General features: G+C 67.9%; 9 protein-coding genes. 5 read left to right on the top strand and 4 right to left on the bottom strand.

Features of this window, described 5'->3' with window-relative positions; translation table 11 throughout:
- Positions 1-13: 13 nt before the first annotated feature.
- Both V6M42_RS08075 and V6M42_RS08070 read left to right on the top strand, forming a co-directional pair.
- On the top strand, positions 14-835 hold the full coding sequence (locus V6M42_RS08075; RefSeq protein ID WP_332678127.1) for a DUF817 domain-containing protein: 822 nt from the start codon (positions 14-16) through the stop codon (positions 833-835).
- Between the two features lie 77 nt (positions 836-912).
- Complete coding sequence (locus V6M42_RS08070; RefSeq protein WP_332678126.1) at positions 913-2,496, top strand: phytoene desaturase family protein; 1,584 nt, start codon at positions 913-915, stop codon at positions 2,494-2,496.
- 122 nt (positions 2,497-2,618) lie between these two features.
- Here the strand turns inward: V6M42_RS08070 and V6M42_RS08065 are convergent, their stop codons facing one another.
- On the bottom strand, positions 2,619-2,996 hold the full coding sequence (locus V6M42_RS08065) for a response regulator (protein ID WP_332678125.1): 378 nt from the start codon (positions 2,994-2,996) through the stop codon (positions 2,619-2,621).
- A complete protein-coding gene (locus V6M42_RS08060; RefSeq protein WP_332658403.1) occupies positions 2,993-4,513 on the bottom strand; it encodes an HWE histidine kinase domain-containing protein in 1,521 nt (506 codons plus the stop codon). The genes V6M42_RS08065 and V6M42_RS08060 overlap by 4 nt, the downstream gene beginning before the upstream one ends.
- 155 nt (positions 4,514-4,668) lie before the next feature.
- Between V6M42_RS08060 and V6M42_RS08055 the strand changes: the two genes are divergently transcribed.
- Positions 4,669-6,168, top strand: coding sequence for a carboxylesterase/lipase family protein (locus V6M42_RS08055; protein WP_332678124.1), 1,500 nt, complete (start codon positions 4,669-4,671; stop codon positions 6,166-6,168).
- 3 nt (positions 6,169-6,171) lie between these two features.
- On the opposite strand, the gene V6M42_RS08050 is transcribed toward V6M42_RS08055, so the two are convergent.
- Positions 6,172-6,573 (bottom strand): GFA family protein, encoded by a 402-nt coding sequence (locus tag V6M42_RS08050; protein WP_332678123.1) that lies wholly within the window; start codon positions 6,571-6,573, stop codon positions 6,172-6,174.
- Positions 6,570-7,940 (bottom strand): GH1 family beta-glucosidase, encoded by a 1,371-nt coding sequence (locus tag V6M42_RS08045; protein WP_332658397.1) that lies wholly within the window; start codon positions 7,938-7,940, stop codon positions 6,570-6,572. Before V6M42_RS08045 ends, V6M42_RS08050 begins: the two co-directional genes overlap by 4 nt.
- Positions 7,941-8,228: 288 nt before the next feature.
- Between V6M42_RS08045 and V6M42_RS08040 the strand changes: the two genes are divergently transcribed.
- Both V6M42_RS08040 and V6M42_RS08035 read left to right on the top strand, forming a co-directional pair.
- Positions 8,229-9,302, top strand: a complete 1,074-nt coding sequence (locus V6M42_RS08040; RefSeq protein ID WP_332678122.1) for a LacI family DNA-binding transcriptional regulator — start codon at positions 8,229-8,231, stop codon at positions 9,300-9,302.
- On the top strand, positions 9,302-11,475 hold a 2,174-nt coding region (locus V6M42_RS08035; protein ID WP_332678121.1), incomplete at its 3' end, for a TonB-dependent receptor. The genes V6M42_RS08040 and V6M42_RS08035, both read left to right, overlap by 1 nt.

Below are 11,475 nucleotides of genomic sequence, written 5' to 3'. Positions count from 1 at the left end.
GGGCCGTCACTGGCTGGGCCGCCTCCAGACGTGGGCCGACCGGCGGGCGTTGAGCCGGTACGGCTTCGAGTTCCTGATGTTCGGCGTCAAACAGGGCTGGGCCTGCCTGTTCGGCGGGGCGATGCTGGCCCTGCTGCTGGGGACGCATCTGTGGTGGCCGGATCACGCCCCCGTCAGCCGCTACGACTTCCTGGTCGTCGGGGCGCTGGCCATCCAGGCGGCCATGCTGGCGCTGAAGCTGGAGAGCTGGGAGGAGGCGAGGGTGATCTTCGTCTTCCACGTCGTCGGCACGATCATGGAGCTGTTCAAGACGCAGCACGGATCCTGGATCTATCCGGAGGACAGCATCCTGCGCATCGGCATGGTGCCCCTGTTCTCGGGCTTCATGTATGCGGCGGTCGGCAGCTACATCGCCCGCATCCAGCGCATCTTCGACATCCGGTTCAGCCACTATCCGCCGCCGTGGACGACCTGGGTTCTGGCGGCGGCGATCTACGTCAACTTCTTCGCCCATCACTGGCTGCCGGACATCCGGCTGGGCCTGTTCGCGGCGACGGTGCTGCTGTTCGGGCGCGGCTGGTTCTGGTTCACGCCGGACCGGACGCGTCGGAGGATGCCCTTCCTGCTGGGTTTCTTCCTGGTCGCGGTCTTCATCTGGCTGGCCGAGAACCTGGGCACATACGCCAACGCCTGGGTCTATCCGTCCCAGACCGAGGGCTGGCACCCGGTCTCGATCGACAAGCTGGGAAGCTGGTTCCTGCTGATGATGATCAGCGTGGTTCTGGTGTCGCTGGTGCACCGGCCGGAAGAGGAGGTTCTAGGGGCTGGGGTCTAGGTGCTAGGGAAGATGCTGCGGGCCGGTTAAACCGGTGACCCCTCCCTGAACCCTGACCCTTGGAACCTAGTCCCTGCATGACCACAACCACTACCGACGTCGTCATCCTCGGCGGGGGCCACAACGGCCTCGTCTGCGCCTTCTATCTGGCCAAGGCCGGACTGAGGGTCACGGTGCTGGAACGGAGGCACGTCGTCGGCGGGGCGGCGGTGACGGAGGAGTTCCATCCCGGTTTCCGCAACTCCACCGCCAGCTATACCGTCAGCCTGCTGAACCCGAAGATCATCGCCGATCTGGAGCTGGCGCGGCACGGCCTGCGGGTGGTCGAGCGCAAGGTCTCCAACTTCCTGCCCTTCGACGACGGGCGCTATTTCCTCGCGGGCGAGGGTCGGACGCAGGGCGAACTGGCGAAATTCTCGGCGCGCGATGCGGATCGGCTCCCGGACTATGAGGCGCGGCTGGAGGTGGTGGCGTCTGTTCTGCGCGACTGGATCCTGAAGTCCCCGCCCAACATGGTCGAGGGCGGCTGGATGGCCATGCTCCCGGAACTGTTGAAGAGCGCGTCCCTCGGCAAACAGGCGGCGGGGCTGGACACGCAGGGACGGCGCGACCTGCTGGACCTGTTCGCCAAGTCGGCGGGGGACTGGCTGGATGGCTGGTTCGAGAGCGATCCGATCAAGGCCCTGTTCGGCTTCGACAGCGTCGTGGGCAACTACGCCAGCCCCTATACGCCCGGCTCGGCCTATGTGCTGCTGCATCACGTGTTCGGCGAGGTGAACGGGCGCAAGGGCGTCTGGGGCCACGCCATCGGCGGCATGGGCGCCATCACCCAGGCCATAGCCGCCGCCTGCGCCGAAGCCGGCGTCGAGGTGCGGCTGGATACGCCCATCGCCTCGGTCCTGACCGAAAAGGGGCGGGCCGTCGGAGCGGTGACGGAAGCCGGAGACGTGATCCGGGCGCGAGCCGTGGTGTCCAACCTGCATCCTCGCCTGCTGTTCGAACGGTTCGTGGATGATGCGGTGGTCCCGGCGGACTTCCGCGAGCGGATCGGCAACTACCAGTCGGGCTCCGGCACCTTCCGCATGAATGTGGCCCTGTCGGAGCTGCCGAACTTCACGGCCTTGCCGGGAACGGGCGACCACCTGACGGCCGGCATCATCATCGCCCCGACGCTGGGCTATATGGATCGGGCGCATGCCGAGGCGCGGCTGAACGGCTGGTCGTCGAACCCGATCGTCGAGATGCTGATCCCCTCGACCCTGGACGACACCCTCGCGCCGCCGGGACAGCATGTGGCCAGCCTGTTCTGCCAGCATGTCTCGCCCGATCTCGGGGACGAGCACCGCGATACGGTGGCGGATCTGATGATCGACACGGTCGACGCCCATGCGCCGGGCTTCAAGGCCTCGGTGGTGGGCCGGCTGGCGCTGGGACCGCGCGATCTGGAGCGGCGCTTCGGCCTGGTCGGCGGCGACATCTTCCACGGCCGGCTGTCGCTGGATCAGCTGTTCAGCGCCCGCCCGGTGCTGGGCCACGCCGATCATCGGATGCCGGTCCCGGGCCTCTATCTGTGCGGATCCGGCGCCCATCCGGGCGGCGGCGTCACGGGCGCCCCGGGCCACAATGCGGCGAGGGCGGTGCTGAAGGACCTTGGGCGCTAGGGGCGGGAGAGTGGCTAGTGGCTAGTGGCTAGTGATTGTCTCTACACTGATCGCGGAGGGGCGGCGCGGACAGCGCCATCACGCAACCGGCGGCCAGCCACTAGCCACTAGCCACTAGCCGCTCAAACCTGCTCGACGCCCATCGCCTTCATCAGGGCGTCGCGGACGGCGGCTTCGGTGAAGGGCTTCTGGATCGTGGCCTGGCCGCGCCATTCCTCGGGCAGGCCGCCCTCGCCATAGCCGGTGGAGAAGACGAAGGGGATGCCGCGGTCCTTCAGCGCCTGGGCGACCGGGAAGACCTGGCGGCCGGCGACGTTCACGTCCAGCAGGGCCGCGTCCAGGTGTTCGCCGTCCGTGGCCATGGCCATGCCGTCGTCGATATTGGCGGCCGGACCCACCGGCGTGCAGCCCATGTCCTCGAGGATCGTCTCAAGCAGCATGGCGACGAGGGATTCATCCTCGACGACCAAAACCCGCCGTCCTGTCAGGGGTGCGTTCATGACTGTGTCCCGCGATCGAGCGGAATCGAAAGGTCCGCACTGAAACCGTCGCCTGCGTAGTCCAGTTTGACCTCGCCCGCCAGATCGTGGCGCACGTTTCGTTCGATCAGCCGGCTGCCGAAACCGCGGCGCTCGGGCGGGGAGACGGGCGGGCCGTCCAGCTCGCGCCAGCTCAGATGCAGCACGGGCCGCGACTGGTTCGAGACGGACCAGTCGACCAGCACCCGGCCCTCGGGCGCCGAGAGGGCGCCGTATTTGGCGGCGTTGGTGGCCAGTTCGTGGAAGATCATGCCCAGAGACAGGGCGGCGGCCGGCCCGAGCGCGACCGGCAGACCGTTCAGCGTCACGCGATGGGCGCCGTGGGCCTCGGTCTCATGCTCCAGGACCGCGGCGAGATCCGCGCCCTCCCAGTGGCTGCGGGTCAGCAGGTCGTGGGTGTGCGACAGGGCCAGCAGCCGGGCCTGGAAGCCCTCGGCGAAGGTCTTCGGGTCCGCATGGGACCGGGCGGTCTGCATGGCGATCGACTGAACCGTGGCGAGCGTGTTCTTTACCCGGTGGTTCAGTTCGTCGATCATCAGCTTCTGGCGCTCGGCGGCCCGCACGCCGTCCGTGACGTCGTGGCCCTGGACGAAGACGCCGATGATGGCCCCGTCGGAGTCGCGGATCGGCTGATAGAAGAAGTCGACATAGGCGTCTTCCGGGGCCTCGCCGGGGGACCGGCGGAGCTGGACCAGACTGGCCTGACCCTGCACCGGCTCGCCGGTCTCGAACACGCCGTCGAGCATGTCGACATAGCCCTGGCCCACCACCTCCGGGAGAGCTTCGGCAATGGGCAGCCCCTGGATCTCGCGATCGCCGATCAGCCGGCGATAGGCGTCGTTGTAGAATTCAAAGACGTGGTCGGGGCCGGCCAGGACGGCGACGAACCCCGGCGACTGCATGAACATGTCCTGCAGGCGATTGCGCTCCTCGGCGAGGCGCCGGTTGTCCTCCTGGACCTGCCGCGCCCGGGCCAGCACGCCGCCGCCGACGATGGCGTCCAGGGTTCGCGCGCCCGCCTTCCGGTCGCGCGTGCTCTCGCGCAGCTGTTCCAGTTCGGTGATGTCCGACGTGTGCTGCAGCAGCCAGATGACCTCGCCTTGGGCGTTCAGGATCGGCGTGTGGGTGGCGCTCCAGACGCGCTCCTCGAAAACCGGCGTGGGACCGTCCGACCCGGTCGGCATCGAGAAACGCACCATGGCCAGATGATCGCGCTGCCGGGTGTCCCGCGCCTTTTCCAGCGAGGCCTTCACCTGACGCACGTTCTCGGGGGCCTCCTCGCCGGGGCCGGAATCGAAGGCGGCGAACAGGGGACGCCCGATGATGGCGTCGCGAGCGCTGCGGGTGACTTCCAGATAGGCCCGGTTGGCGCCGGCGATCCGCAGGTCGGGCGTCAGCAACACATAGGGGTTCGGGGACGCGTCGAACGCATCCGCCAGATCGACCGCCAGGCCGCCCGATTCCGCCAGTTGCTTCAATAGAGCCTCACCCCAATCCGGGCCATAACGCCTTGATCCGTCTTTGGTTCATTCGGTCGAAATGCGCGCTCGACCCTGGCTATTTGAGACATGGCGGGCGGTCGCGCTAGTGTCGGCGCATGTCCCTGGTATTTTTCCTCGCGGCGGCTCTGATCATGACCCCAGGCCGGACCCCTCCGCCCGACGACCGCGCCGATCCCCGCATCGTGGTCGAGCAGGGCGTGCTGGTCGGCCGGGCCGAGGCGGGCGTGAGCAGTTTCAAGGGCGTCCCCTACGCCCGGCCGCCTGTCGGGGCGCTGCGGTGGAGGGCGCCGGAACGGGCGGAGGCGTGGGGCGGCGAGCGTGACGCGGGACAGGTCGGCGCCATCTGCATCCAGCCGCCCGCGAACGGCGATCCGGGCGTGGGGCCGCTGCCGATGAGCGAGGACTGCCTGACGCTGAATGTCTGGGCGCCCGAGGCCTCCGCAGGGCCGCGGCCGGTCATGGTCTGGATTCACGGCGGCGGGTTCAACAACGGCTCCGGCACGGCGGACCTGTACGACGGCAGCAATCTGGCGAAGCGCGGCGTGGTTGTGGTGACCGTCAACTACCGGCTCGGGCGGCTCGGCTTCTTCGACCATCCGGCGCTGGCCGCCGAACGGGAGCCGGGCGAGCCGGGCGGCAACTATGGAATGATGGACATCGTCGCCGCCCTGGAGTGGGTGCGGGACAATGCTGCGGCGTTCGGCGGCGAGCCCGGCAATGTCACCGTCTTCGGGGAGTCGGCCGGCGGGGCGGCCGTGACGCGGCTGATGACCTCGCCCCGGGCGCGCGGGCTGTTCCACCGCGCCGTGGTTCAGTCAGGTCTGGGCCGGGACAGCGGCGTGCCCCTGGATGCGCCTTCGGCCATCGGCGGATTGTCGCTGCAGGATCGTGGCGCGGCCTTCGCCCGGATCGTGGGAGCGACCACGGCGACCGAACTGCGCGCCATCCCGGCGGAGGCCCTGCTGCGACCGGCGCCGAATTTCTACGGCGGGGACAATCTGGTCATCGACGGCCGGCTGGTCACGGAGGATGTCGAGGCCGCCTTCGCCGCCGGGCGCGAGGCCCCGGTCCCGCTGATCATCGGCACGAACAGCGCCGAGTTCTGGTGGATGAAGCCGTCGGAGATCAGCCCCTACGGCGCGATCGACGACGCCCTGACGCCGCAGGAGCGGGCCGATCTGTACGCGGCCTATGGCGGCGAGGACGGCTACAACGCCCATGTGGTCAGCGATCTGGCCTTCAACGAGCCGGCCCGTCATCTGGCGCGTCTGCACGCCGCCAACGGGCATCCGACGTATCTGTACAGGTTCGACGTCGTTCCGGTGTCCAATCCGGAACCCAGCGGCGGGGCCACCCACGCCTCCGAGCGGCCCTATGTGTTCGACAACCTGCACACCGTCGGGCGCCCGATGGGCGAACGGGATGAGCGTGCGGCGACGGCCATGGCGGACTACTGGGCGCGGTTTGCGGCGGCGGGCGATCCGAACGGGGAAGGGCGGCCCGTCTGGCCCGAGTTCGGCGAGCAACGGGACCGCCTGCTGGAGTTCACCAATGACGGCCCGGAAGCGAAGCCGGTTCCCTTCGGCGCCCGGCTCGACCTGATCGAGGCCTATTACGCGCGGGTGCGCTGAGCGTCAGTCCATGTGTTCGACGTCGTCGCCGAGCACGACGGTCCACGGGTGTTTACGCTCCTCCCACACCGAGAATTTCGGCGCCGGAAAGCCGGGGTCGGCGAAGGCGCCCAGCGGGATGGCGACGGCGTCCGGGAAGTTGCCGCCGCTGTAGTGGACGGTCGAGCCGCAGGTCGGACAGAAGCTGTAGTCGGTCGTGTTTCCGCTGTCGGCGACGCGGGTCCAGACCCGGGCCTCGCCGGTGATCGTGACGCGGTCCGCCGGAAACCGCGCCTGGGCGGCGAAGGCGCTCCCCGTCCTCTGCTGGCAGGCCAGGCAGTGGCAGACCGAGACGCGGACCGGCTCGCCCTCGCAGACCGCCCTCAGGGCGCCGCAACGGCAGCTGGCCTCGCGCCGGACGGTCACAGCGTGTCCAGCACCGCGCCGTGGCTCCTGATGACCTCGGCGTACAGCAGGCCGGAATCCTTGATGGTCCGCTCCTGGGTCTGGAAATTCACATGGGTGATGCCGAACCGCTTCGAATAGCCCAGCGACCATTCCAGATTGTCGAGCAGCGACCAGGCCATGTAGCCGCGGATGTCGACGCCCTTGCCGATGGCGTCGTGCAGGGCCTTCAGATGGTTCTTCAGATAGTCGACGCGCATCGGATCGTGGATGCGGCCGTCGATGGCGTGGGGCGGATCGTACCAGGCCGAGCCGTTCTCGGTGACCATCAGCGGCAGTTTGCCGCCCGTCTGTTCATGCAGCCAGACGAGGGTGTCGGTCAGGGCGGGGGGATAGACCTCCCAGCCGGTCTCGGTGTGGGCGTGCTGGACCTGTTTCACCGGGCGGGCGCGGACGGGCCAGGCGTCGGGCGCGTTCTCGGGCACGGCGCGGGTGTACCAGTTCAGGCCCATCCAGTCGGTCGGCTGGGCGATCAGGTCGAAGTCTTCCTGCGGGAACTCGCGGTAGGCCTCGCCGTAGACGTCCTTCAGCTCCTCCGGATAGCCGCGGCCCATCAGGGGGTCGAGGAACCAGCGGTTCATCTGGGCCTCGGCGCGTTTGCGGGCGGCCTCGTCCTCGGGCTTGTCCGAGGCGCTGTATTTCGGCTCGATGTTGAGGACGATGCCGATCTGGCCTTCCCCGACTTCGCGGAAGCGTTTCACCGCCGCGCCGTGGGCGCGCAGGACGTTGTGGCCGGCGATCATGGCCTCGAAGGCCGACTTGTGGCCGGGGGCCAGGGCGCCGTGCAGATAGCCCCCGTCGACGATGACCCACGGCTCGTTGATCGTGCCCCAGGTCTTCACCCGGCCCTTGAATTTCTCGAACAGGACCTGGCCGTAGTCGGCGAACCAGTCGGCGATGTCGGGGTTCAGCCAGCCGCCGCGGTCGTCCAGCGCGGCCGGAAGGTCCCAGTGATACAGGGTGCAGAGAGGCTCGATGCCCTTCTCGAGCAAGCCGTCGACCAGCTTGTCGTAGAAGTCGAGGCCCTTCGCATTGATGGCCCCGCGGCCCTCCGGCATCACCCGGCTCCAGCTGACCGAGAACCGGTAGGCCTGGAGGTTCAGGCGGGTCATCAGATCGATGTCCTCGCGCCAGCGGTTGTAGTGGTCGCAGGCCACGTCGCCGGTGTCGCCGTTCAACATCATGCCCGGAGTGTGGCTGAAGCGGTCCCAGATGGACGCGCCCGCGCCATCGGCCATGGACGAGCCTTCGATCTGATAGGCGGCCGTTGCGGCGCCCCACAGAAAACCTTCGGGAAACCGATAGTTGCCTGTGTTTTTTGATGTCATCTGAAGGAGCCTCGAAAAGCTGGAAGCGAACTGGCGGATCGGTTTTGGCCGTGGTCGGTACGCGTGTAGCCCCGCCGACACAACCTTGATGTGACCAAACTAGGGCACTTGCGGGCGGCGTGACTAGTGTGTCATGTAATCGGTTACGTAACCGATTACATTCTTGCAATCGGCCAGATGGCTTTTTTCGGACGGACCCGCGCAAAGCGGGCCGGGACCGGAAATGCCGAGGGAGGATGATGTTTTGACGCTGACAGCGATCCCGCGAATCTGCGCGACGGCGGCGGCATGAAGGCGGCCACGATCCGCGATGTCGCCGAGCGGGCCGACGTGTCCGTGGCTTCGGTTTCGCGCGTCCTGAACGGCGCGGGCCCGGTCACCGAGGCGACGCGCGCCAGGGTGCTCGAGGCCGCCGACGCCCTGCAGTACGTGCCCCATTCGGGCGCCCGCAGCCTGTCGACCAGCAAGACCCATACGGTCGGGGTCATCCTGCCGGACCTGTATGGCGAATTCTTCTCCGAGCTGATCCGGGGCATGGACGTCGCCGCCCGGTCGCTCGGCTATCACCTGATCGTCTCCAGCTCCCATGACGACGCGGAAGAGGCTTCGGCCGCGATCCGCTCGATGCGGGGCCGCGTCGACGGCCTTATCGTGCTGTCGCCCCATCTGGACGCCGCCAACCTGGCCGCGGGCCTCGCGGGGCGGACGCCCATCCTGCTGATGAACGGCGGGGCGGACGCCAGCCGGCCCTCGATCGTGGTCGACAACCATGGCGGCGCGGTCCAGGCGGTCGAGCACCTGATCGCGACGGGGCGCCGGCGCATCGCCCACATCTCGGGCCCCACCGGCAACCTCGAAGCCGAGACGCGGCTGGCGGGCTATCTTGAGGCCATGGCCGGGGCCGGCCTGCCGACGACCGTGGTCGAGGGCGCCTTTACCCAAAGCTCGGGGCATGACGCCGGCGAGATCCTCGCCCGGGGCGACGCCCGGCCCGACGCGGTCTTCGCCGGCAACGACAACATGGCCGTCGGCGCCATGCTGGCCCTGCAGGACGCGGGACTGCGCGTGCCCGAGGACGTCGCCATCGTCGGATTCGACGATGTGCCGATCGCCAGCCTGGTGCGGCCGGCCCTGACGACCCTGAGAATCCGGATTGCAGAAACCGGACGCAACGCCCTCGAGCGCGTCGTCCGTCTGATCAACGCAGCGGGCGAAGCCGTCGCCGACACCGCCTGCGAGGTCGTACGGCCCGAACTGGTCGTGCGGCCGTCCAGCCAACCGGCGACATCCCGAACCACAACATCCGGCGGGCGCCTCCGCGCAGACGCCGACACGACATCTCTGAAGGGGGAGAAATCCTGATGACCCGCAAATCCATCCAGTACATGGGGGCAGCCTCCGCGCTGGCCCTCGCCGTCTCGCTGGCGTGCGCCGGCGGGGTTTCGGCCCAGGTCACGACGTCGACGATCCGCGGATCGGTGACGGACGAGGGGGTGGCCGAGGCCGGCGCGACGATCGTGGCGCGCGACACCGCTTCGGGCTTCACCTCCCGGACCGCCGCCAACGCCAACGGCGGCTATGTGCTGTCGGGCCTGCGTCCCGGCACCTATGAGGTCACCGTGACCACGGCCGACGGCGAGACCGCCTCGGATGTCGTCACCATCGGCGTCGGCCAGGTCGGCGACCTGGATCTGTCGGTCGGCGCCCCGGTCGTCACCGCGGATGACCCGAACGCCACGGATCTGGGCGACGTGGTCGTCACCGGCCGCCGCCTGGCCGAAGTCCGCACGCCGGAGAACGCCACCAACGTCACGACCCAGCAGATCAACAGCCTGCCGCAGATCAACCGCAACTTCCTCAATTTCGCGGCCCTGGCGCCCGGCGTCAGGCTGTCGCTGAACGAGGACGAGCAGACCATCACCGCGGGCGGCCAGCGCGCGGAATCGGTCAATGCCTTCATCGACGGCGCCAGCCTGAAGTCCAACGTCATCGCCGGCGGCATCATCGGTCAGGACGACAGCCGCGGTAACCCGTTCCCGCAGGCCGGCATCCAGGAGTTCCGGGTCGTCAGCCAGAACTTCAAGGCCGAGTACGAACAGGCCTCGTCGGCGATCATCACCGCCGTCACCCGCTCGGGCACCAATGAGTTCCACGGCGAGATCTTCGGCACCTACCGCGACCAGGACATGATCGCGCAGGACACCTTCTCCGAGCAGCGCGGAGACCCGAAGATCGATCTGGAGGTGCAGCAGTACGGCTTCGCCCTGGGCGGTCCGATCGTGCGCGACTCCCTGCATTTCTTCGGCACCTATGAGCACAAGCAGGAAAACCGCGCGCGCACGGTGAACCTGGGCCGTCAGGACCCGCGCTTCGTCAGCGCCTTCGGACAGTACATCGGCACGTTCGCGGCGCCGTTCGAGGAAGACCTGATGTTCGGCAAGCTCAGCTGGCAGCCGGCTGACGGCCATCTGGTCGACTGGAGCATCACCTACCGGGACGAATCCGATCTGCGCGACTTCGGCGGCGCGGACTCGTTCGAGCGCGCCAACAATCTTCAGCAGACCACCCTGACCAGCAACCTTCGCTATCAGTGGCAGACGGACTCGTTCCTGAATGAGTTCGCCGTCGATTACCGCGACTACAACTACAACCCGGGCGCAGCGAATTTCTCGGATGCGGGGGCGACCTACCGCCTCTTCGAGAATGACACCGATGCGGGCACGCCCGGTTTCCAGCCGGACTATTTCGGCGGCGCCGCCATCATCAATCTGGGCGGTCGGGACAGCATCCAGGACATCCACGACAACGCCATCACCTTCCGCGACGACGTGACGTTCAACGATGTCGAGCTGAACGGCTTCCACACCATCAAGCTGGGCGGCAAGGTCTCGCTTCAGAACTACGAGGTGAACAAGCAGTTCGGCCGCAACCCGAACTTCTACTACGACGTCGACGGCCGGCCGGAGCTGAGCGGCAGCACCACGGTGCCCTACCGCGTCGAACTGGGTCAGGCCTTCCCCGAGGTCGATCTGGATAACACCGTCATCGGCCTGTACGTCCAGGACGACTGGCGCATCACCGACCAGCTGGAGCTGAACCTCGGCCTCCGCTGGGACTATGAGACCAACGCCAACAACAATGACTACGTGACCCCGGCCAGCGTCATTGCGGGCCTGGACCAGTGGATCGCCTCGACCGACGGCGGCAAGCCCGCGGGCTACGCCCCCAGCTGGTTCAACCGCGACGACTACATCTCGACCGGCAACAACCGCGATCCGTTCGCGGGCGCCTTCCAGCCCCGCATCGGCTTCTCGTACGATGTGTTCGGAGATCGCCGCACCGTGATCTTCGGCGGCGCCGGCCGGTACTACGACCGGGTCAACTTCAACTTCTCGTACGACGAGATCGTCAAGCCGTTCGACATCCGCAAGAACGCCTTCTTCAGCACCACCGGCCGTCCCGCCGGGGAAGACCGCGATCCCGGTCCGGGCGTGGATCTGCCGGGCGAAGCCGGCGATCCCATCCTGTGGCAGGC

The organism is Brevundimonas sp. (assembly GCF_036677305.1).
Classification (GTDB): Bacteria; Pseudomonadota; Alphaproteobacteria; order Caulobacterales; family Caulobacteraceae; genus Brevundimonas.
Note: the sequence above shows the minus strand (reverse complement) of the source record. Positions and strands in the feature narration are given on the sequence as shown.